We start from the raw sequence: 23,217 nt of genomic DNA on the forward strand, positions 1-23,217 counted from the left end.
AGAAGTATGAAGAATAATAATTAAAAAAGAAATTAAAAGTATTAATTAAAAGTATTAAAAAGTATTTTTAATTAAAACTAAGCAGAAGAAGAAAACAAACAAAGATTTTTCCTTCTCCTGCCACCACTTAAACATTTTTATATTTTTTATTTTATTTTTTACTTTTCACTTTATAATTTTTTTGTTTTAAACAAACTAAAACAAAAAGAAATAAAACAATACTTTAAGCTTTAAAGATAAAAGAGAAATAACAAAACTCTTTAATCTTAAAATCAAATCTTAAAGTTTTATAACAAAACTCCTTAGTTTAAGTGGTGGTTGGAGAGGGAAATATTGGTTAATCTATGCTAATATATGCAAAAAACTACCAGTGGAGAAAAATGTTTAAAAATCGTTTTTTGCCTAAACTCAAAAAATATCTTGATCTACAAATCATCACTCAAGAACAATATGAAAAAATATGCGAATGTGAAAAAAAAGCTTCCTCAAGGGCTTTGATTCTAGATAAGATTTTAAAGTTTTTAATTATCTATTTTTTCAGTTCCTTATTGATTGTTTTCTTTGTTTCAAATTGGCAAGGACTTACACGAACAACAAAGGTGCTTTTTTTACTAGGAACTTTGGGAGGAGGATTTGGAGGAATCTTATATTTCCTTAAATCCAATCTGTTCTATGCCCGACTTTTTGGAGTATTTGTTAATTTTGCATTTGGACTTAACCTCTTGCTGATTGGACAAATGTATCATCTAGGAGATGATCTTCCTTTAGCTCTATGCACGATTGCGTATGCTTCCTTGCTACTAGCATTTTCACTTAGAGGCAGAATGCTCTTTTTACAAAGTATCACGATGCTTTATATTGCATTTTTTTGGGCTCTCTCCAATCAAAGCAATCTTATTTATACATTTCTTTTGGCGATATTTTATGGTTTTTATTATGTTTATAAATACCAAAGCAACTCCCTTAAAATCCTCAATTGTTTTAATGTGTTTATTTTTGTAGCCTATTTTGATCAAAGTTATCTTATCTACACTTTTCTTTTAGTGATATTTTATGGTTTTTATTATGTTTATAAATACCAAAGCAACTCCCTTAAAATCCTCAATTGTTTTAATGTGTTTATTTTTGTAGCCTGCACAGTAAAGGATTTTATGTTTATTGCACTTTTTTATGTTTTTGCCCTAGGAATGTTGTTGGCGAAAAAACCTGCCTTCCTCTCCTCTCCAATAATTCAAAAAATCTCCTATATTACCCTATCTTTACTGATTTTTTCGCTTAGCAACTATCGGCATTATTCTCTAGAGTTTTTAAAACAATATACAATATTGGCTTATCTCTTGCTCTTTCTCCCCTCGCTATTCTTGTGGTTTATCAAACAAAAAGCCGATGCTCTACTCTTTGGCTCAATTGTGCTTGGAATTATTCTTGATTCATTTACACTAATTCCTGCAAATCTGATGGGCTTTTATTATTGGGTTGTTTTCTTTGGGCTCTGTATGATTCTTATCCTACAACACAATACTATGGAAGGTATCATTCTCTTGATACTTTTCTCACTATTACAATACATTTCAATTGTGAGTGATTATTTCTCTCTTGGATTATTTTTTGGAATCTGCTGTATTGTTTTATTTATTATCTTAAGGAAGAAAAATGGAATTATTCAAAAATAAAACCTTTCAGATTATTGCTATTGCTTGTGTATTTTTTGGGATTATTGGTCTTTCATTTCTCTTTGCCTTACTTCCAAAAATTTTAGGAAAACCCTACATTATCGAGATTGAGGGCTATGATCCAAGAGATTTATTTTTGGGAAATTATGTTGCCATCATGCCGATAATGAAAAAGAAGGAATTTTCTAATAAACTCCCTTGTGATAAAGTTTTTACCCCACTTCTTTTACAAGAGGATTTTTATATCTTAGATGGCAATTTCTCTTGCACCCCTCCTCAAAATCTCCCCTATATTCAAGCAAAGAAGACAATTTATGGACTATCTTTTGGATTTGAAAACTACTATGTTTCCCCAAGTGAAGCCAAAAGAATTGAAAAAATCTTGCAACAAGAGAGGCTAAAAGCAAAAATATGGATATACAAAGGAAAGGCAAGAATGGAAGAAATTATTTTCAACTCTTCTAAACAACCCACCCCCTAAGACCCCACAAATCCAAAATAAAATCTTCTTCTCATTAAATGTCATTTACTAAAAAATATATTTCCAAAAGTAAAACTTCTAAGCATTTTATGACTAACCAAAATAAGCATCACTACGTGTTTTCATATCTCTTACATTGTTGAAAATTTTGTGATGTATCGTGTAGATATCGAGCAAGAAGATGGTGATCACGACTGGACTTGAACCAGCGACCACTACCATGTCAAGGTAGTGCTCTACCAACTGAGCTACGCGATCTTTTTTTGTCAGATTATGTTGAGTTCTAAAAAGAGGTAATTCTATCAAAAATAAAGTTAGTTTTCTCTTAAGAAAACCAACTTTTAACTTTTGAGCAAAGCTCCTCAAAAATACTTTTATGAGGCTCACCTTCATAACCAAAACTCTCGTGGAGTTTCTGAGCCAACTCTCTTTGCTCTTCACTTAATTTATTAGGATAAATAATTTTTATAACTGCAATCAAAGCACCCTTAGCCACACTCCTCACATTTTTTACTCCCTCATTTTTAAAGACAAATTGCTGAGAATCTTTTGCATTTTGAGGAATATGCAAATCTACTTCTCCTCGCAATGTTGGAACTTTTATAGTAGCACCAAGAACAATAGAAGTAAAAAATACAGGCACTTCTACATATAAATTATCCCCATCTCTAATAAAATGATCATCATTCTCTACACGCATAATGATATATAAATCTCCACGACTTCCCCCTTTTTTGAGTAGATTACCTCTCTTTGGAACACGCAACCTATTTTCATCATCAATCCCCTCTGGTATATCCACTTCAAATTTTTCTTTTACCAAATGATAGCCTTTGGCATCACAAGATTTACACTTCTCAGCAACGCTCTCTCCACTCCCCTTACAATAAGGGCAGGTTTGAGAAATTGCCATAAAACCTTGTTGAATATAAACCTGTCCTTTTCCTTGACACTGGACACAAGTTTGAGTCTTTCCATCTTTTGCACCATTACCGCCACATTTTTCACAACAGCTTTTATATTCAATCTCTATGCTTTTTTTGCATCCAAAAACCGCTTCTTTAAAACTTAAATGCAATTCAATTGCAAGATCTTCTTGGAATTTTGCTTGCTGTCTTCTTTTACCTCCTGATGAAAAACCACCAAACCCCCCACCAAATGCACTTTCAAAAATAGAGCCTAAATCACCAAAAATGTCCCCAAAGTCTCTACCACTAAAGCCACTAAAACCATTATTTTGCAATCCCTCTTTACCATATCTATCATAAACTTCTCGTTTAGAATCATCGCTTAAAACTTCATAAGCTTCATTAACACGCTTAAACATTTCTTCGGCTTGCTTATCATCAGGATTTCTATCTGGATGGTATTTTAAAGCCATTTTTCTATAAGCTTTTTTGATAATTTCCTTATCATTTGTCCTTTGAATCTCTAAAATCTCATAATAATCAAAACTTTCCAAAACTATCACCTTTTTTTAGTTTTTAATTAGCTTGAAATTGTATCAAAAAATACATATACTACGGGTTTTAGTTTTTTGAAGTATGGAAATCTTAATGCACTCGTATAAAAAAGGTTTAAAAAGTTTTAATGCGCTTGTTGAAGCACTTGAACAGATTCCAACAATTGGTAAAAAAAGTGCATTAAAAATGGCTTACACACTTGGGGTAGAAAACAAATTTCTAGGTATTAAAATCGCTCATTGCATAGAAAATGCTATTCATAATGTCCGCAAATGTTCATTCTGTAATGCCTTGAGTGAGAATGAACTTTGCGAGATTTGCTCAGATACCTCAAGAGATAATTCTCAACTTTGTTTTGTCTTACACTCAAGAGATATTTTTAGCATTGAAGAGACTAAAGAATATAATGGGATTTATTATGTATTAGAAAATCTTGAAGAATTGGATTTTGAAAAACTTAAAAAAGCAATTATGCAACGTGGTGTCAAAGAGATTATTTTTGCTTTTACTCCAACTCTAGCCAATGAGGGAATTATGCTATTTATCGAGGATAAATTACAAAATCTTTCACTGCATTTTAGCAAAATTGCTCAAGGTGTGCCAACAGGAATTGGTCTTGAAAATATTGATCAGCTTTCCTTATCAAGGGCTATCATATCAAGAATAAAGATATAAAATTTGTATTTTCTTGCTCTTTGTAGTATAATGTCTGCTCACTTGCTTTTTTAATTAAGCAAAAAACAACATAAAGGATTGAAAATGAAAAAGTTTGCTTTACTTGCACTTCTTGGTGCTGCTAGCCTTTGTTTTGCTGAAGCTCCAGCAGCTTTCAAAAAATGCCAAATGTGTCATGGACCAACAGGTCAAAAACTTGCTCCTGGTTCTAAAACAATCATTGCTGGACTTCCAAAAGATAAGCTTCTTGCAGATCTTAAAGGCTATAAAGCTGGAACAACGGATAATGGTGGTAACAAAAATATTATGTATGCTCAAATGAAAAATGTTTCTGATGCTGATATTGAAGCATTAGCTGAATATATTTCTACATTACCAGCAAAATAATTTTATGCCGATTTCAATCGGCATAATCCTTAAAATATAGAATGTCTGAGATTCTTCTTTGCTCACAATCTTATAAAAATAATCTTGATATCATATCCACACACATTGGCTCAAAAGAAAAACTTGGTGTTGTATTAAAAGATAATGCCTATGGTCATGGCATAGAAGAAATAGCCAAGCTTGCCTCTACGTATGGTATCAAGAGTGTTTTTGTAAAAAATGAGCTAGAAGCAAAAAAAATTGCCCATCTCTTTGAACATATCACCATTCTCTATGGCAGTCTTTCAAGCAATGCAAAAAATTTTCATCTCACGATACATACAGATACACAACTAGATAATTTACCTCAAAATTCTCTCATAGAATTAAAAATCAATATAGGTATGAATCGCAATGGTATCAATCCTGAAAATATAGAATCTGTGCTCCAAAAGATTATGCAGAAAAAAATCCATCTCTTTGGGGTATTTGCTCATAATGGATATGGGGATGATATTGGTGAGGATTTTGAGAATTGTCAAAAGATTTTTGAAGAGATTAAAGAAAAAATTAAATATTTTGCTCAAAAAATGGGATTTCAAACCCCAAGATTCCATTCTTTAAATTCTTCTGGAACCTTTAGGAGTCAAAATATTCAAGATGATTTAGTGCGAGTAGGTTTGGCTAGCTATGGCTATCTTACTACTGATTTTAAAATCCCTATTGCCAAAAAATTAAAGCCAGTAGCAAGCCTTTATGCTGATAAAATCTGCACACATTTTCTAAAAAAAGGCACTAAAATTGGTTATAGCGGTGTCACTCAATTGCAAGAAGATAGTTTTGTAAGCACTTATGATATTGGCTATGGAGATGGCTTATTTCGTTTCAATGGTAATCAAGAAGCTTTTTTTACTGCTGATGGTTATTTATTGTTACCTAGAAGCTCTATGGATTGCTTTTCAGCGCTTAGCACAAAAGATAGAATTTGCGTATTTAATGATGCAACAATCTTGGCTAAAATATTTAATACCATTCCCTATGAGATTCTTACCAATCTTTCATCTTTTATCAAAAGAACTATTGTCTAATGCAAGAAAAAATCTATGCACTAAACCACTCCCCTATTCCCTTTTATTTTTCTCAAAATCCAAGAGATTTTATGGTAAGAGAAATTCCTCTTTATGAATTTTCCAATCAAGGGGAGCATCTTATTTTAAACCTAAGAAAAAAGGGATTAAACACACAAGATGTTATCAAAATCCTCGCTTCATTTTTAGGATGTAAAACTCAAGAGATTGGATATGCTGGATTAAAAGATAAATCTGCTACAACGACACAATATTTTTCTATCCATAAAAAATATAATTCCCATCTTTTAAATCATATTCAAAAACTTGAAGAAAGAGGAATAAAGATACTTTCTCAAACCTACCATCACAATAAAATCAAACTTGGACATCTTAAGGGGAATGATTTTTTTATTCGCTTAAAAAAAGTAACGCCAATAATGGCTCAGCAAATGATACAAGCAATAGAAACCATCAAATTACAAGGGTTGCCAAACTATTTTGGATATCAAAGATTTGGAAAAGATCAAAATAATCATCTTGAGGGGAAAAAAATCGTCCATCATGAGGCAAAATATCGCAATAAAACTTTGCAAAATTTTCTTATATCAAGCTACCAAAGCCATCTTTTTAATCAATGGCTTAGCTATCGTATCAAGCTTAGTAGAATCTTTGCACATTTTAGTGTTGCAGAAATCTCACAAGCCTTGCAAATTGAAAATATCAACTGGGATAAAGAAATTATTAAAAAAATCAAAGCGCAGAAGCATTTTTTTAAAATCTTTGATGGAGATGTTTTGGAACACTATCCTTTTGGCAAAATATTCCATACACAACTTGAAGCTTATGATTTGCAAAGATTTGATGAAAAAACCTTAGCTCCTACTGGACTTTTATGTGGTAAAAAGGCGTGTTTAAGTCTCAAAGATTCTCAAAAAATTGAAGAAAGATTTATGGACACCAAAATTGAGGCACAAGGCTCTAGAAGATATGCTTGGATTTGGCCTGAAAATATTAGTTATCGTTTTTTGGAAAAAGAAGCTTGGTTTGAAATAGAATTTTTTCTTCCAAAAGGAAGTTATGCTACAATCTTTATTGAAGAAATCGCACACCAGCCCATAAGGATAGATTAAAAGTAAATGCATTTTGAAACAATCATAAAAGAAAATCATCAAAAAAGCCTATTGGCTATTTTGACTTATATCATTGTTTTTATATGTGTTGGAATTCTTGTGGATATTGTTCGCATTGATGCGAGAGATTTTACAGAAGCTTTTGTTGATTTGATAAGCTTTAAAATATTTCCTACTTGCACCTTTTTTATGTGTCTTGTTGCCCTAATCATCATTGCTTATAGCATGAGTAATTTTGATAGGATCATGCTTAGCGGTAGCAACTATAAAGAAATCAATCCATCAAGGGTTTTAAACTCCAAGGAAAGAAAAATTTATCACTTACTTGAAGATTTGATACAAAAATCACAACTTGATTTCATACCAAAACTCTATATTATCGATGCGCCTTATATGAATGCCTTTGCAAGCGGATGGAATGCAAACAACTCACTTATTGCTCTTACTACAAGCCTTATTGATAGGCTTCAAGATGATGAATTACAAGCAGTAATCGCGCACGAACTTAGCCATATTAGACATGGCGATATCCGCCTAACCATGTGCGTAGGGATTTTAAGTAATATTTTGCTTTTGGTAGCAAATTATTCCGTCTTCTTCTTACTTGGTAGAAATAGACAACAAGGTGCTAATACTGCAAGAGGTATTCTTTTGATTTTGCAATTTATACTTCCTATTTTTAGTCTTTTTTTACAAACCTATCTAAGCAGAAGTCGCGAATATATGGCTGATAGTGGTGCTGCTTTTTTAATGCAAGATAGCAACCCAATGATTAGAGCACTTCAAAAAATTTCTCAAGATTATAATCAAAATGACTACACACAAATTGATACCAACAAAACGCGTCAAGCAGCCTATATCTTCAGTAATGAAGCTTTTAGCACACATCCAAGTATCAAAAACAGAATCCACGCTTTATTAGGAAAAAAATATGTTTGATTTTGAAAAATTTCTATTGCAAATAGGAGAAGATCCAAAGCGTGAGGGGTTATCACAAACACCTTCTCGTATTCAAAAGCTCTATGCAGATATTTTTGATGGCTATAAGCAAGATAGTTCTAAAGCCTTAGGTAGTATTTTTAATGAAGAAAATTTTGATGAAATGATTACATTGCAAAATATCGAATTTTATTCTATGTGCGAGCATCATCTCTTGCCATTCTTTGGCTTTATCAATATTGGATATATTCCTGATAAAAAGCTTGCAGGTATTGGCGGATTGGCAAGATTAGTAGATATTTTTTCACACCGCCTACAAATACAAGAAAGACTTACAACACAAATTGCAGATACACTGATGGAATTACTTGAACCAAAAGGGGTAATGGTAACTTGCAAAGCAACTCATCTTTGTATGCGAATGCAAGGCATACAAAAACAACATACAGACATTCACACAAGTGCTGTAAGAGGCATTTTCAAAAGCGATTCTAAAACACGAGCAGAATTCATAGCTCTTACTAAATAATTTTTTAATATTTTCCTTGCCTTTGAAGCAAGAAACTATCATAAATCTTTGATCTCTTTTGCAAAGAATCTTCATCATATATTCCGCTTTCTAAAATTGTCTTATAGCCGCTCATCAAATCTACTCCCAATCCCAACCTACCACCTTTTATTTCCACATTTAAAGAATCTAAGATTGTAGGAAAAATATCAAAATGGCTAAATTTTCTATTAGCAATTCTCTCTTTTTGTACCTTATTAAAAAACAAAGGATTGATAAAGGCATTATAAACTCTTCTATTCTCTATATCAGAAGGGAAAAAATCTTGTATCATTGAGAGATGATCGCCTAGTATAACAATAGTAGTATCCTTATAAAAATCTTGTTGCATTGTCCATTGAACAAAATCACCAATAATTCTATCAGAACACATCACAGCACCCTTATAACCACCTACTTTTTCAAAATCACCACATTTATTTGTATCAATAAAACCATCTTGAGCATGCGTATCTATTGTTAGCACATAAAGTGCAAATGCTTCCTTACTCTTTGATAATTCCAACAAGGTTTGCTTGGCAAATTCAAAGTTTAAATCATCTTTAATTCCCCAATATCCCTTATAATCAGATGGCAACCCCATCTTTTTAAAATATTTCAAATCCCTTATCTCTACATTGCCATGTTCCTTTAAAAACCATCCTAATCCAGAAAAATTTCTATCATGAGGCATCAAAAATACTTGTTTATACTGCTCATTTGCCAAAATATCGCTCAAGCAAGTAGCACCTTGCAAAAACTTCTTGCTCCTTTTTCCAAACTGATTTCCATTAATCGGTAAATTAAGAGGTATGCCACATTGATAACTCACAATACCAGCAATTGTCCAGCTAGTGCCATAAAGCTGCTGTATCCCCCCCCCCCCCTTGAAAATCCCTAAAAAAAATGCTTTGCTGTGCTATTAAATCAAGATTAGCAATCAGATTTGTTTCAAAAATATCATCTCTTGCAAAACTGCGCTCCATAGATTCAGCAATAATCATAATTAAATTTCTTTTTTTATGAGGAAAGATAATATTTTGACTCTTTGGATAAAAATAATTTTTTTCATAAAAATTGCTAAACGCTTCTGTTGTATTTGCTTCATGATACAATTTCGGAAAATTCCAATATTTTTGCGCAACAACACAACTGCTAATGAGCAAAAAAATCAAATAAACAATTTGCATTATCCTAATTTTTCTTAACCAAAAATAAAGATAAAAAAGCAATATGATAGGTAACATAATATCCCTAATACACTCAAGCATGATTCTAAAATCAACACCATCTACTGGCATTTGAATATGAAACATTAGTTGCTTATAGGTAATCTCCCCAAATTTTCTTTCTATCCACCGACCCAATAGGGCAATAAAAACAAGAAAAAATATACAAGTTGTGCCAAAAAATCTAAAGATTTTTGATGCCATCTCAGCAATCCTCTTTTTTGTTCTATTTTTAAAATTGATTGATATAATAGCAAAATACTTTTTTAGTGCTAAGGCTTAGCAAGACATTTTTAGGAAACTCAATACTTCTAAAGATCCGATACAATCATTTTTTTAAGGTTTTTTATGTGGCAAGATTTAAGACAAAAGTATCTTATTAGATTTTGGAATCCTTTTTATTCAATTTTATTTATTGGACTTTTATCAGCCTACTATTTTGGGATTACTGGTTCTGCTTGGGCGGTTACTGGAGAATTCACTAGATGGGGTGGTGAAATTTTGGAATTATTTGGAATCAAGGTAAAAGATTGGGAATATTTTCAAATCATAGGATTAAAAGGAAATCTTTTTGAAAGAAAAGATGGGGTAATGATTTTAGGTATGTTTCTTGGGGCTCTTATCGCAACCCTATTAGCAAATAATTTTAAGATAAGAATGCCTAGAAGCAAAACTAGAATCTTTCAAGCACTCATAGGTGGAATCATAGCTGGTTTTGGAGCAAGACTTGGAATGGGGTGCAACCTTGCAAGCTTCTTTACAGGAATCCCGCAATTTAGCTTGCATGCTTGGTTCTTTACACTTATGAGTATTGTGGGTGTTTATGCAGGAACAAAGGTTATTAAAATGCCTTTTTTACAATCTAATATCTCCTTGCAAAAAGGTGCTTGCAATAACAATGCAAAAAGAGATACTACAATACCCTCTTTTATTCTTGGCATTATTGTTTTTATTCTTGCTTGCTTTTGGATTGTATATTTAATGCAACAAGATAGTTTTAAGCCAAAATTATCTGTCCTTGGTATCGCGACTTTATTTGGACTCATCTTTGGCTTTGTGATTGCAAGAGCACAAATTTGCTTTACCTCTGCTTTTAGAGATTTGTTTTTAACAGGAAGAGGACTTGTGGCTAAGGCTATTATTCTAGGAATGCTTATTTCAACTTTGGGAGTTTTTGCCTTTATCCTGCTAGGTGTTCCTCCAAAAATTGTATGGACTGGACCTAATGTAGTCATCGGAGGATTCTTATTTGGCTTTGGTATTGTGATTGCTGGTGGGTGTGAGTGTGGATGGATGTATCGCGCAATGGAAGGTCAGGTTCATTACATCATTGTAGGTATTGGTAATCTTATTGGCTCTGTATTACTTGCATATACTTGGCCACTCTACTCCCAAGCTCTTGCAAAAAGTTATCCAAAAATAAATCTACTAGAGAGCTTTGGAAATTATGGTGGTTTATTACTAAATTATATTTTACTCATTCTCTTTTTGGGTCTTATATTTATTTTAGAAAAACGAATACAAACAAAAATTAAAAAAGGAATTTTATGAAAAATTACGCAATAGATTATCATCTTGACTTAAGAGGAGAACCTTGTCCTTATCCTGCAATCAAAGGACTAGAAGCCTTGCAACAACTCAAAAAAGGAGAGATTTTGCAAATCCTTAGCGATTGTCCTCAAAGCATTCACAATATCCCCATAGATGCAAAAAATTATGGCTATGATGTTTTAGAGATTTTGCAAGATGGAGTAGATCTTTGTTATATCATTCAAAGAAATTTTTAATCAAAATAGCAAAAAATCACCTTATTATCGCGATTCTAATAACATTACCTGTGTTTTGCCTGACAAAAGACAGGTTTATTTTTGGATATGAAAATGATTTTGGAATCTTAAATATTTCTCACAAGCAAAAAATTACTACATTCTACGGCCCCTCATATCTAGATATTACAACAAAAAAATCTAATGGCTCAATTTTCTCCCTAGGAATTCTTGGAGGATATGAATTTTATTTCAAAGACAAACCTCATATGGGAGTGCGTATCTATACAAAATTGCAAACAGGTTATACAAAAATGCAAATTATCACTATTGACAATACGGCAATATCAGAAAATAAATATAATCTCACTTTTGATTTTCTTACAATTAAAACAGGTATTGGTGTGCAGTATATTTGGAAGTTTCTTAATAAAAAAGACTTCTCCATTGGAATACTAAGCGGTTTAAACCTTGATTTTATTTATTTTAAAAGTATAGCTGAAACAATCAATAATTATTATGGGATAGATAGACCCTCATTTTACAACATCGGAGCATCTGCAAATATAGGACTCTATCTTGATTTTGCATCAACATATCTCTCCTTAACATATACTCTTGGTCCAATTAACTTTCTTAGCACTTATACACATTATCCGATACTTAGTGTATCTAATAAAAATTTTGGTGAGATCAAATACTTTATTGAAAACACCATCAACTATTCAAGTTTCTTTAGCCTTGGATTTGGATATAAATTTTAAATAATCTGAATACGATTAGTATCAATTTGTGCTTTTATAATTTTTGAGATTTTTTTTGCTTCTTTTTCATTTAGCAATATCTTAAATAAAACATATTCTTTTTTGCCACTTACCTTTTCTTTTTCACTTAGCAATAATTCTTTTGAAGCATATCTATATCCCTCAAAACAATAAAAATCATCCACATCATTTTCCAAAAGCAAATCTACAACCTTATTTTTTAGCTCCGCATCTAAGAAAATTTCAAGCAAGAAAATCTCCTTTTATAAAGTTATTTTTTTAGCAATTACTCTAAACATTGGTGGTAAAATCAATAATGTAAGCATACTTGAAGTAACTAGACCTCCCAAAACAACAACTGCTAATGGTTTTTGCACCTCTGAGCCAACTCCATCGGAGAGCAACATTGGAATCAATCCAAGTGCTGCGATACAAGCTGTCATAAGCACAGGTCTCAATCTTCTTTTTGCACCCTTCTCTACTGCTTCATCAATACTATGACCTTGTGAAATCAGCTCTTTGAAATATCCTACCATCACCACCCCATTTAACACAGCAATACCAAATAAAGCGATAAATCCAACACTTGCTGGCACAGAAATATATTCTCCAGAAAAATACAAAGAAATCAATCCACCAGTTACCGCAAATGGAATATTCAAAAGTATCAATAAAGACAATGGAATACTTTTAAAAGTAAAAAATAAAATAAAAAAGATTACCACAATACTTAATGGTATTACCGTGGATAATCTTGCATTAGCTCTTTGCTGATTCTCAAATTGTCCCCCATAGGTAATATAATAACCACTTGGAAGCTTTATCTCTTTTTGTATTTTATCTTGCACTTCTTTCACAAAACTACCCAAATCTCTATTTTCCACATTACTCCTAATTACACTATATCTTCTTGCATTTTCACGATAAATTGTAACAGGTCCATCCACTTCTTTTATTTCTGCAATAGAGCTAATTGGCACAGGTATATCTTTCTCTGAACTCATTTCAAGGCTTTTTAGCATTGTAATATCTTTTGCAATCAAACTATTTTGTCGGATAATTACAGGAATCCTAGCAACCCCTTGAGGGATATAATCCACTACTATACCCTCTAAAGAAGATTTCATAAATTTAGAAAATTCTTCTGTAGTGATTCCTACATTTGCCATTACTCCTTTATAAGGAGTTACATAAAGATAATTTACTCCCTTATTAAGAGCTGTAAATACCTGACTAGAGCCTCTTACTCCTTCTATAAGCCTCACTATCTGACTACTAAGATTATTTAATGTATCTATATTATCACCAAAAATCTTAATTGCCAAATCACCCCTAACGCCTGTAAGCATTTCTGATACTCTCATATCAATTGGCTGTGTATAAGTAAAACTAATACCTCTAAAATCCTTCAATGCTACGCGTATTTTTTCTATCAATTCCTCTTTTGTTTTTACACTCCATTCTTTTTTTGGCTTAAAGGCCACAAAGATATCTGTTTGATTGAAACCTGAGAGATCCAAACCTAACTCATCAGAACCCGTCCTACCAACAGCAGATTTTACTTCTGGAATAGTTCTGATTTGTTTTTCAATCCTTAACATCAAATCTTTTGCCTGATCGATTGAAATTGCAGGAGTTGTCTCAATTGTTAAAACCAAATCACCCTCATCAAGCGTAGGCATAAAAGATTTTCCTATGTAAGGAAAAAGTGAAAAACTTGCTATCAGAAAGACAAAAGCACCCACAAAAACACTTTTGCTATGTTTTAAACAAAAGCTTAGAGCTGGATCATAAACTTTATGTATTAAACGCACCAATAATGTCTCATGATGATCTTTTGCTTTTAGCACCAAAGAGCTTACAACAGGAATTACCGTCATTGCAAGTATTAAAGAACCCAAAAGTGCAAATACAATACTTTGAGCCAATGGCCTAAACATCTTACCCTCAAGCCCCTCAAGTGTTAAAATAGGAACAAAAAAGATGATAATAATTAAGATTCCACTAAAAACAGAAACTGCTATTTCTGCACAAGCCCTATAAATCAAATGCAATTTGGTAAGTGTTTTATTTGCACTCAAACGCTCAAAGGCATTTTCCACCATAACCACAGCAGAATCTACCAAAATCCCTATGGCAATAGCCAACCCCCCAAGACTCATTAAGTTTGCTGTAATGCCATAATCCTTCATTAAAATAAAAGCAACACTTAAGGCTAGCGGCAAAATGACGCTTACAGCAATTGCTGCTCTCAAATCCCCTAAAAATAAAAATAAGGTAATCACGATTAAGACAATAGCTTCTATAAGTGTTTTGCTTACCGTATCTACAGCTTTTTGCGTAAGCTCTGAGCGATCATAATATACATTGATTTTTAATTCTTTTGGCAATACTTGTTTTAATTCTTCAAATTTTTGATAAATTTTTTGGATTGTTTCTTTTGAGTTAGAACCCTTCACAGAAAGCACCAGCCCCCCTACAGCCTCTCCTACCCCATCTTTTGTCAAAAATCCTAATCTTGTGCGATAACTTGGCACTACATTACAAAAATCCCCTAATCTTAAATATCCATTTTTTGTGGGTATTGTGATATTTTTTATAGAATCTTCATCTAAAGAAGCAGATTGAATTTTTACCAAAAAAGTCTCTCCGCTTCTATCAACCTTTCCAGCACCATCATTTTTAAGATTTTCTTTTAATACTTGTTGCAAATCACTAATACTCACACCAAGTCTTGCCATATCATTAAAATCTGGAACTACAGCAATAGCCTTAGCATATCCTCCCATAGGATTTACATCTGCTACACCTCTAATGCTTCTTAAAGCAGGACGAATTGTAAAATCCATAATTTCGCGTTTTTTGATTTCTGGCATATCTCCATCAAGCGTAAACATAAACATATCAGACAATGGGCTAACAATAGGCCCCAAAGTTACACTCACACCACTTGGCAAATCATCTAAAACCCCCATAATTCTTTCATTTACCATATTTCTTGCACGATAAATATCTACATCGTCTTCAAAATCAAGCGTAATATCCGCAATAGCATATTTAGATATGCTACGCAATGATTTTTCTCCCTGCAAGCCTAATAATTCTAGCTCTAATGGCCTAATTACACGATTTTCAACTTCTTCTGGTGCCATACCAGGAGCCTTTATCACAAGCTTTACTTGTGTAGAAGAAATGTCAGGAAAAGCATCAATAGGAATTGTTAAAAAACTATAACCACCAAAAACTAAAAGACCCATGGCACATAAAATTACCATTATCCTTTGGCGCAAAGAAAATTCAATCAATTTTGCAAGCATCTACTACTCTCCAACATTATTGATAATTCCCTTAAGTGCGATGATAGAACCTATAGCAATCTCATCGCCAACCTTAACAGCATCAAAAGCATTTACAATAAATGCTTTATTTTTTTCTTCAAGTATTTGAATTTTTATAGGCAAAAAACCATCAGCTGTTTTCTTGAAAATCAAATAATCATTATTGTTTTTTATGATAGCCTCTACAGGAATCACTATAGAATCTTGTGGCAATTTTCCATCGATATAAACCTCGATTGTTTCCCCTACTTTAAAATCTGTATCTTTGAGATTTGCAATTGCTAGCACTGTGTTTGTTGAGCGATCAATCACAACAGAAATTGTTTTAATCACACCAATCTGATGTCCCTTATTATCAAATATTTTTGCATTAGGTTTGACATAATGCACCATATTTAATGGCACACGAATACGAGCCATTAAATCCAAGCCATCGGCAATACGAATATAAGGGCTGAAAGCTAGGATTTTCTCTCCTGTTTGTTTTGGAGCAACAGCCAATACCCCATCTTCCTTAGCAACAATTCTAAAACCAAAGTTTCCTTTTGGTTTTTTCATATCAATACCAAAAACATCAAAAGTGCTTTGAATCTGATTGAGTTTTAATTTCAATTCATTGGCATTAAGATAGCTTACTTGATATTCTCTTTGAGAAATAATGCCAGATTCAAAAAGTTTTTTATCTTTTTGAGCTATCTCACTAGCAATGTTATAGCGATTTTGAGTATTTTCAAACTCAAAAAATAAATTATTTAAATCATTAGAGCTAATTTCACAAATCTCTTCTCCTTTTTTTACACGCTCCCCCTCCCTCTTATGTAACGCAACAACTATAGCCTCAAAAGTAGAGCTTTGAGTAACTGAAGTTTTAGAATCAAAATCTACAAAGGCATTAAAAGGTATTCCCTTGGAGCTTACACTCTCACCCACTGCAATCGTTTGAATACCTAAGTTTTTTTCTTCTTGGCTTGAGAGTTTCACCTCCTCATATCCATACATCAAAAACAAAAATCCAAAAAATAACAAAAATTTTTTCATTTATTTTCCTTTCGCAATACAGCCCCTAAGGTTTCTTCTAAAAAGGTTTGTATTTGAACATATTCTATCTTTGCCTCTGTCATTTTAATTAAAGCATCCATATAAGCGTTTTGATAGGCTAAATATTCAAAAAGACTAATTTTTTGAGATTCATAAGCCATTTTTCCCATTTCCATCAAAGCTTTTTTATTATCAATACTTTCTCTTTGCACATCAATAAAATCTTTTTTAATTTGCAATTGTGAGAAATATGAGAGAGCTTGAACTTCTATATTATGTTTTGTAACTTCACCTTCCCTTAAAGTCGCACTTTGCAAGAGTAAATATTTTTTCTTTAAATGATCGTATTTTTTTGTTAGAGGAATAGGGACTTGTAATTTTAAGCTAGCTTGATTTTGTGAGAGTGTATCACTAGTGGTATTTTGCAATCCTGCACCAATTGAAAAACTATCCCACCTCTCATAACTTGAAGCCTTGGCATTGATACCATAATCCTTTGCACTTAAAGCAAGTATTTCAAGATAGGGGGAATTTGAAGTCATTGTCTTAATTTCTGCCTCTTGCTTATTCAAATAAGAAAAATCTAAATTTAAAATTTTTATTCCATCTTTAGAAAGTCCAATACCCAAAATCTTTGCCAATGTGCTCTCTAAGCTTAATAACTCTTTTTGCGTCTGCACTCTTGAGGCTTTTGCATCATAGTAGGAATTCTTAAAATTTACATAATCCTTCCTAGAAACACTACCTGATTTAAACTTTGCCTCTGCAATCTTTAATTGAGATAAAAAGTTTTGCTCTCTTTGTCTGTAAATTTCATATTTTTCTTTAGTAAAAAGATAGGTGAAATAAACACGCTTTGCACCAACTACCGCAAGGTTTTTCAATAAATCATAGTTTTTTTGATATTGCAATGTCTTTACTTCCAAGCTTTGCTTTAGCATTGCACTAACCCAAGGTAATCTTGGAGTAAGGACAAAAAGTGTCGTGCTCTCCACACCAAAGACATTATTATTTTTTCCCATAGTAATATCACTCTCAATATAAGAGGTATTCCATGAAATATCTGCCCTTTGATTTTGCAAATTTGCATCAAACTGTGCTTTATTTTTTATCAAATCTAAAGAATTCTTTTCTACTCTAGATACAAATTGTTCATAATCCATCTCATATCCAAAAGAAAAGATACAAGTTAGAATAAGCACTAAACTTTTTTTCATCAAAACACCTAAATTTTGAAAAATATAATCTTACATTAAAACACAAATATGTAAATTTTATGTAAAGTTTTTTATCAATGGCTTAGATACTAATTTCCTTTACATCTGCTATTTTTAAAAATTCATAATAAATATTTGCAATCAATGCAATACGATTTTGCCTAATAGAATCATTTTCTACATTTACCATTACATTATCAAAAAATCTATCTAGCAATGGCTTTAAAACACAAAGTTCTTCCATTTGTTCAAGATAATTTTGATATTGCTTGGAAGCTACCTTTTGGTATGCCTCAAAAAGCTCTTTTTCTACATCAAATTCAAAAAGATTGCTGTCTATATGTAAAGTTTTTGGCTCTTGCTTCAAAATATTTGCAACACGCTTAAAGGTAGATACAAATGTATCTTTTTCTTTTAATAGGTAAATATTTAACGCCTCTATCTTAGCAACAATATTGCAAACATCATACTCTTGTGCCAAAAGCACACTTTTTATCAAAGAAGGATTAACATTTAAAATCCCATCAAATCTCTCAATAAAAAACTGAAAAATTTGCTCTTGAGACACATTCTTATAACCTATCTTATCAATCAAACTTATAAGATCTTCTTTAAGATGAAAAGAAATCTTTTGATCTAATAAAATACGCAAGATTCCATTCGCTGCTCTTCGTAATGCAAAAGGATCTTTGGAACCTGTAGGAATTTTCCCCATAGCAAAAAGCATTAAAATATTATCAAACTTATTTGCAAGAGCTACTAAAGCACTAAACAAAGAGCTAGGAAGGGTAGATTTTTCTCCTGTAGGCAAATATTGCTCTTTGATTGCCACAGCCACTCTATCATCTAGTCCCATATTCTTTGCATAATAATATCCCATCAATCCTTGAAGATTTGGGAATTCATATACCATCTCGCTCAATAAATCTGCTTTAGAAAGTCTTATGGCTTCTAATAGTAAATTTTTATCTAAAGAAGAAGCAATCTTAGAGTGTAAAAACTCTACAATTTTCAATTCCCTATTTACCTTATCCTCCATACTTCCAGCACCATCGATAAAAACTATCTTAGAGAGCCCCTCAGTCTTTAATCCCTGCTCTATATCATTATGATAAAAAAACATCGCATCTTCAAGCCTTGCTCTTAAAACTTTTTGATTCCCAGTAACAATGATTTGCTGATCTTTACTCATCGAGTTACTTACCATCACAAAATGATTGGATAATTTTTGCAAGTCTTTGTCTTGATATACTCCAAAATAACGCTGATTTTCCTTCATAGAGGTAATAATCACCTCTTTGGGTAATTCCAAAAATCTCTCCTCAAACGCACCTAAAATTACAGAAGGGTTTTCTGTGATAGCCACCACTTCATCTAAAAGTTCTAAGTCTATCTCTACAAAAAGATTGTGTTTTTTTTCAAGAGCCTTAATCGCATCTAGTATCAATTCCCTTCTTGTATCTTGAGATAATATCACTCCATTTTCTTGGAGTAGTTTTTGATATTGAGAAAAATTCTTTATATCGTGATATTCATATCCACAATCCCTATGCACAAGTGTTTTTGGCACACTATTTAATCCATAAGCACAAGACTTGATAAACACTTCATCTAAAAAGATTGCTATATTTCTAATAGGTCGAATAAAAGAATCCTTGACCTCTCCCCATCTCATATGCTTACCAAAATGCAAGCTTGCTAAAAATTTTTCCACACACAAAGCAATAAAATCTTTGGTTTCTATACCCAAAAGCTTTGTTTTTGCATAAAGCACTTCTTTGCCATTTTTCATACAAAATGACACATCACTTCTTAAAAGATTATTTTTTTTCAAAAAAGCCTCACCAGCTGGTGTTAAATCTTGATTTTTATCTGCATTTTTAAAAGCAATCTCAACAGGAGGACCAAATACTTCCAATTCCTCATCTTGAGTTTTTAGTGGAAAGTTGCTTGAGCAAATCACAATTCTTCTTGGAGTATAAAAAAATTCACTTAAGCATTCTATTTTATACTCTGATAAAACCTTTCTCCATTTTTCCTCAAAATTTTGAAACTCTTTTAAAAAGGGTAATGCTGGCAATTCTTCTACCAAAATCTCAACAAATAATTGTGCTGTTTTCAAGTCTTTTCCTCAATGTATATTTTTCTATATAATTATAACAAAATTAAGGATTGAAGCTACTTTGAGAAAAAAAATTACCCTACTATGCTTTTTTTGCATTTTTGTTTATGCAAAAATACCTCAAGAAAAATTATTTGCTAGATGCGACTTGCCTAAAAATTTCAATGCCAATCAAAAACAAATTATTTTAGATTCTTATTTTTACGCACAAAAAAAGGGGTTTGGTTATATGCTTGCAGCTATTGCATGGCAGGAATCTTGTGCTGGGGAATATCTTATCAATTTTTCAGATCCAAGTGCAGGTATCTTTCATGCTCATATCCCGCTTGTTCTTAAACAATACACCAATCTCAAAAACACCGCATTTAATCGCAATCTTATGGGAAGATTCTTGATACAAAATCAAGATTTTGCCATGCAAGTTGCACTAGAGCAATTGATTTTTTGGAATCAAAAATACTCTGGAGATAAACAAAAAATCCTAAAATCTTACAATAAAGGCACAAGTTGGATTTCTAATGAAAAAAGCAATGCCTTAGCGCAAAAATATTATCAAGAGGTTTTTGAAAAAATAAAACTTTTACAAGACTTCATACCAAATGAAGTAAAAAAAACCCAAAATCAACAACCCACAATTAAAGAATCACAACCTCTCAAAAAACCAAAAAGTGATTTTTATCTTTTACCTGAACCCTAAAAATCACTTTGCCACAAAAACAATCATACCTGATGCATTTTTCACAATAACTTGATGTGCGCTAATTTCAATAGAAGCATTTTTTAAAATACTCATCACCACTCTTTCAATCTCCATATCTTCCTGTGGGCACATCATCATTGTATTACCTAAATTTGAGATTTGATTTTTGATAATATTGCCAAAAAAGCGATTACATCCATTAAAGCCAAAAACCCTATCTCCTTCAAATCCAAGTGTAATATTTTGTTTAGCAGAAAGAGAAAAATCTCTGGTTTTTAAACTCTCCAACTGATATTCCCTTGCTGCAACAATTGTCACAAAAAACAAAAATAAGAATTTTATTTTTAACATCTTTTGCTCCTTTTATCGTATTTGACCTTTTCCACTAACTAGGTATTTATAGCTACACAAAGCTTCTAGCCCCATTGGACCTCGTGTGTGTATCTTTTGAGTGCTGATTCCAATCTCTGCACCAAACCCAAATTCATCACCATCACTAAAACGCGTAGAAGCATTATGATACAAAACCGCAGAATCTACCTCCTGAAAAAATTTTTCTACATTTTGCAAATCTTGCGTTATTATCGCTTCTGAATGATGGGAGCTATAATGATTTATATGCTCTATTGCCTCATCTGCATCACAGACTACTTTTATGCAAATTTTATAATCTAGATATTCTTCAAAATAATCTTGCATTTGTGCCTCACAAATATCCAAAACTATTTCTTTACTTTTCTTGCAACCCAAAACCTCTACATTTTTTTCCCTAAGTTTTAAAATGATAAAAGGTAAAAAGTCTTTAGCAATATCCTGATGCACCAAGAGTTTTTCTATAGCATTACACACAGATACACGACTAGTTTTTGCATTGATAATAATTTTTGCAGCCATATCAAAATCCGCACTCTTATCAACAAAAATATGACAATTCCCACTACCTGTTTCTAATACTGGCACTTGCGAATTCTCCACTACAAACTTAATCAATCTATCACTTCCTCTTGGAATAATCACATCAATCAATCCTCTAAGATGCAACATTTGTGACACCCCGTCTCTATCTTCTATCAACTCTATACAAGATGTAGGGAATCCTTCTTTTAGCAAAGCTTCCTTTGCCAATTCTACTAATATTTTATTTGTATATAATGCCTCACTTCCACCTTTTAAAACAACAGCATTAGCACTCTTTAAACAAATACCTATCGCATCACTAGTTACATTTGGGCGTGATTCATAAATCATTCCCACTACCCCAAGAGGCACACTTTTTTTAATAATTTCTAAACCATTATTTCTTTGAATTCTCTCTTGTATTTTTCCTATTGGGTCTGGTAAGCAAATAAGTTTTTTCAAACCTGATATAAAAGATGCAATTCTTTTTTCATCAAGATACAATCTATCTAACAATGCACTAGAAATATCTTTGGCATTTTGCATATCTTTTTTGTTTGCTTCAATAATCAAAGCAATATGATTTTCAAAATTTCTTGCAATTGCTTCTATTAAAGCATTTCTTTTCTCCAAAGAAGAAGCGGCAAGCACAAAAGAAGCTTTTTTAACTTGTTTTATTTTATCTAGCATTATCTCTCCTAGCTACAAATAAAGTTCCTACATCTTTAGAATCTAAAATATCAAAAATAATTTGAGGTTTTGAACTATTTGCTAGTATCAAATCACACCCATTACTTGTTGCTACTTTTGCAGCCATAATCTTTGTTTGCATACCTCCTGTGCCAAAATCACTTCCACTCCCTTGTGCAAAATGCTCAATTTCTTGTGTGATTTCTTCCACACAAGAAATCTTGTGAGCATCTAAAAATTCTTTTGGATTCTTATCATACAAACCATCAATATCAGAAAGTATAATCAATAAATCTGCTTGAGTAATCACAGCAACTACAGCTGCCAAATTATCATTATCTCCAAATCTAGGAATATTTTCTATCTCTTCAATTGACACACTATCATTTTCATTTACTATAGGGATTATCTTTCTTTCAAAAAGTGTTTCAAAAGTATTGCTCACATTATCCTTGCGTCTTTGATTTTCAATCACATCTTTAGTAAGCAATATCTGCCCAACGCAATATCCATATTCTCCAAACAACCTAGAATAAATATTCATTAAAATCACTTGTCCCACAGAAGCACAGGCTTGTTTTTCTTGGATTGTTTGCGGCTTTGTTGTATATCCCAACTTACTTCTCCCTACTCCAATAGCTCCAGAAGTTACTAATACAATCTCTTTTCCACTATTAACCAAATCACTCAAAACTTGAACGATTTTTTCAATACGATTTAAATTTAAATTTCCATTATCATAAGTGAGTGAAGTTGTGCCAATTTTTAATACTATGCGTTTTGCACTAGCAATGCGTTCTCTGTAATTTTTCAAGCTATTTCCTCTTATCTTTATCTAACAAATAAAATTATAGCTCAAAAATTATATCAATCTCCCACTCTTTCCCTCTCCAACCACCACTTAAACTAAGGAGTTTTGTCATAAAACTTTAAGATTTGATTTTAAGATTAAAGAGTTTTATTATTTCTCTTTTATCTTTAAAGCTTAAAGTATTGTTTTATTTCTTTTTGTTTTAGTTTGTTTAAAACAAAAAAATTATAAAGTGAAAAGTAAAAAATAAAATAAAAAATATAAAAATGTTTAAGTGGTGGCAGGAGAAGGAAAAATCTTT

Annotated in this window: 23 protein-coding genes and 1 tRNA gene; 12 read left to right on the forward strand and 12 right to left on the reverse strand. The window is 32.1% G+C overall.

Features of this window, described 5'->3' with window-relative positions; all coding sequences use genetic code 11:
- Positions 1 to 380 precede the first annotated feature (380 nt).
- Complete coding sequence (locus tag CQA57_RS07125) at positions 381 to 1,673, forward strand: DUF2157 domain-containing protein (protein ID WP_170126850.1); 1,293 nt, start codon at positions 381 to 383, stop codon at positions 1,671 to 1,673.
- Entirely contained in the window at positions 1,654 to 2,154 is a 501-nt protein-coding gene (locus CQA57_RS07130; RefSeq protein ID WP_115579552.1) for a GDYXXLXY domain-containing protein, read from the forward strand. The genes CQA57_RS07125 and CQA57_RS07130 overlap by 20 nt, the downstream gene beginning before the upstream one ends.
- Before the next feature lie 182 nt (positions 2,155 to 2,336).
- Here the strand turns inward: CQA57_RS07130 and CQA57_RS07135 are convergent.
- Positions 2,337 to 2,412 (reverse strand) — tRNA-Val (locus tag CQA57_RS07135).
- A gap of 67 nt (positions 2,413 to 2,479) precedes the next feature.
- On the reverse strand, positions 2,480 to 3,616 hold the full coding sequence (dnaJ, locus tag CQA57_RS07140) for a molecular chaperone DnaJ (protein WP_115579553.1): 1,137 nt from the start codon (positions 3,614 to 3,616) through the stop codon (positions 2,480 to 2,482).
- A 94-nt stretch (positions 3,617 to 3,710) separates the two neighbouring features.
- On the opposite strand from dnaJ, the gene recR reads away from it, so the two are divergent.
- The 6 genes from recR to folE all read left to right on the forward strand — a co-directional run bounded on the left by recR (position 3,711) and on the right by folE (position 8,326).
- The gene (recR, locus tag CQA57_RS07145; protein ID WP_115579554.1) at positions 3,711 to 4,292 is read left to right on the forward strand and encodes a recombination mediator RecR; all 582 of its coding nucleotides are present in this window, start codon (positions 3,711 to 3,713) and stop codon (positions 4,290 to 4,292) included.
- Between the two features lie 84 nt (positions 4,293 to 4,376).
- Entirely contained in the window at positions 4,377 to 4,679 is a 303-nt protein-coding gene (locus tag CQA57_RS07150) for a c-type cytochrome (RefSeq protein WP_115579555.1), read from the forward strand.
- A 41-nt stretch (positions 4,680 to 4,720) separates the two neighbouring features.
- Entirely contained in the window at positions 4,721 to 5,746 is a 1,026-nt protein-coding gene (locus CQA57_RS07155) for an alanine racemase (RefSeq protein ID WP_115579556.1), read from the forward strand.
- Positions 5,746 to 6,858 (forward strand): tRNA pseudouridine(13) synthase TruD, encoded by a 1,113-nt coding sequence (gene truD / locus CQA57_RS07160; protein ID WP_115579557.1) that lies wholly within the window; start codon positions 5,746 to 5,748, stop codon positions 6,856 to 6,858. The genes CQA57_RS07155 and truD overlap by 1 nt, the downstream gene beginning before the upstream one ends.
- Positions 6,859 to 6,864: 6 nt before the next feature.
- Positions 6,865 to 7,797: a zinc metalloprotease HtpX gene (gene htpX, locus CQA57_RS07165; RefSeq protein WP_115579558.1), complete on the forward strand. Its 933-nt coding sequence runs from the start codon at positions 6,865 to 6,867 to the stop codon at positions 7,795 to 7,797.
- Positions 7,790 to 8,326 carry a GTP cyclohydrolase I FolE gene (gene folE, locus CQA57_RS07170; protein WP_115579559.1) on the forward strand — a complete coding sequence of 179 codons (537 nt, stop codon included), beginning with the start codon at positions 7,790 to 7,792 and terminating at the stop codon, positions 8,324 to 8,326. The genes htpX and folE overlap by 8 nt, the downstream gene beginning before the upstream one ends.
- Before the next feature lie 4 nt (positions 8,327 to 8,330).
- Here the strand turns inward: folE and CQA57_RS07175 are convergent, their stop codons facing one another.
- Positions 8,331 to 9,176 carry an LTA synthase family protein gene (locus tag CQA57_RS07175; RefSeq protein WP_170126851.1) on the reverse strand — a complete coding sequence of 282 codons (846 nt, stop codon included), beginning with the start codon at positions 9,174 to 9,176 and terminating at the stop codon, positions 8,331 to 8,333.
- Positions 9,177 to 9,195: 19 nt separating this feature from the next.
- Entirely contained in the window at positions 9,196 to 9,777 is a 582-nt protein-coding gene (locus CQA57_RS07180; RefSeq protein WP_115579561.1) for a hypothetical protein, read from the reverse strand.
- Between the two features lie 144 nt (positions 9,778 to 9,921).
- Between CQA57_RS07180 and yedE the strand changes: the two genes are divergently transcribed.
- The 3 genes from yedE to CQA57_RS07195 are packed head-to-tail and all read left to right on the forward strand — an operon-like array spanning position 9,922 to position 12,103.
- Positions 9,922 to 11,124: a selenium metabolism membrane protein YedE/FdhT gene (yedE, locus tag CQA57_RS07185; protein WP_115579562.1), complete on the forward strand. Its 1,203-nt coding sequence runs from the start codon at positions 9,922 to 9,924 to the stop codon at positions 11,122 to 11,124.
- On the forward strand, positions 11,121 to 11,360 hold the full coding sequence (gene yedF / locus CQA57_RS07190) for a sulfurtransferase-like selenium metabolism protein YedF (RefSeq protein WP_115579563.1): 240 nt from the start codon (positions 11,121 to 11,123) through the stop codon (positions 11,358 to 11,360). The genes yedE and yedF overlap by 4 nt, the downstream gene beginning before the upstream one ends.
- Entirely contained in the window at positions 11,333 to 12,103 is a 771-nt protein-coding gene (locus tag CQA57_RS07195; RefSeq protein ID WP_115579564.1) for an outer membrane beta-barrel protein, read from the forward strand. Before yedF ends, CQA57_RS07195 begins: the two co-directional genes overlap by 28 nt.
- Here CQA57_RS07195 and CQA57_RS07200 read toward each other — a convergent pair.
- From CQA57_RS07200 to glyS, 5 genes are all read right to left on the reverse strand, one after another.
- Complete coding sequence (locus CQA57_RS07200; RefSeq protein WP_170126852.1) at positions 12,100 to 12,354, reverse strand: DUF3240 family protein; 255 nt, start codon at positions 12,352 to 12,354, stop codon at positions 12,100 to 12,102. The two genes, CQA57_RS07195 and CQA57_RS07200, sit on opposite strands and share 4 nt — an antisense overlap.
- Before the next feature lie 12 nt (positions 12,355 to 12,366).
- On the reverse strand, positions 12,367 to 15,420 hold the full coding sequence (locus tag CQA57_RS07205; protein ID WP_115579566.1) for an efflux RND transporter permease subunit: 3,054 nt from the start codon (positions 15,418 to 15,420) through the stop codon (positions 12,367 to 12,369).
- Between the two features lie 3 nt (positions 15,421 to 15,423).
- On the reverse strand, positions 15,424 to 16,479 hold the full coding sequence (locus CQA57_RS07210; RefSeq protein ID WP_115579567.1) for an efflux RND transporter periplasmic adaptor subunit: 1,056 nt from the start codon (positions 16,477 to 16,479) through the stop codon (positions 15,424 to 15,426).
- Positions 16,476 to 17,696: a TolC family protein gene (locus CQA57_RS07215; RefSeq protein WP_115579568.1), complete on the reverse strand. Its 1,221-nt coding sequence runs from the start codon at positions 17,694 to 17,696 to the stop codon at positions 16,476 to 16,478. The genes CQA57_RS07210 and CQA57_RS07215 overlap by 4 nt, the downstream gene beginning before the upstream one ends.
- Before the next feature lie 82 nt (positions 17,697 to 17,778).
- Positions 17,779 to 19,818, reverse strand: a complete 2,040-nt coding sequence (gene glyS / locus CQA57_RS07220) for a glycine--tRNA ligase subunit beta (protein WP_115579569.1) — start codon at positions 19,816 to 19,818, stop codon at positions 17,779 to 17,781.
- A 61-nt stretch (positions 19,819 to 19,879) separates the two neighbouring features.
- On the opposite strand from glyS, the gene CQA57_RS07225 reads away from it, so the two are divergent.
- Positions 19,880 to 20,515: a hypothetical protein gene (locus CQA57_RS07225; RefSeq protein WP_115579570.1), complete on the forward strand. Its 636-nt coding sequence runs from the start codon at positions 19,880 to 19,882 to the stop codon at positions 20,513 to 20,515.
- A 3-nt stretch (positions 20,516 to 20,518) separates the two neighbouring features.
- Here CQA57_RS07225 and CQA57_RS07230 read toward each other — a convergent pair whose 3' ends face one another.
- Genes CQA57_RS07230 through proB form a run of 3 tightly spaced genes read right to left on the reverse strand, consistent with a single transcriptional unit; the run spans position 20,519 to position 22,919 of the window.
- Entirely contained in the window at positions 20,519 to 20,869 is a 351-nt protein-coding gene (locus CQA57_RS07230; RefSeq protein WP_115579571.1) for an META domain-containing protein, read from the reverse strand.
- A 12-nt stretch (positions 20,870 to 20,881) separates the two neighbouring features.
- Complete coding sequence (locus CQA57_RS07235; RefSeq protein ID WP_115579572.1) at positions 20,882 to 22,105, reverse strand: glutamate-5-semialdehyde dehydrogenase; 1,224 nt, start codon at positions 22,103 to 22,105, stop codon at positions 20,882 to 20,884.
- Positions 22,095 to 22,919 (reverse strand): glutamate 5-kinase, encoded by an 825-nt coding sequence (gene proB, locus CQA57_RS07240; RefSeq protein ID WP_115579573.1) that lies wholly within the window; start codon positions 22,917 to 22,919, stop codon positions 22,095 to 22,097. Before proB ends, CQA57_RS07235 begins: the two co-directional genes overlap by 11 nt.
- Between the last annotated feature and the right edge of the window lie 298 nt (positions 22,920 to 23,217).

This window comes from Helicobacter anseris (assembly GCF_003364335.1).
Lineage (GTDB): Bacteria > Campylobacterota > Campylobacteria > Campylobacterales > Helicobacteraceae > Helicobacter_H > Helicobacter_H anseris.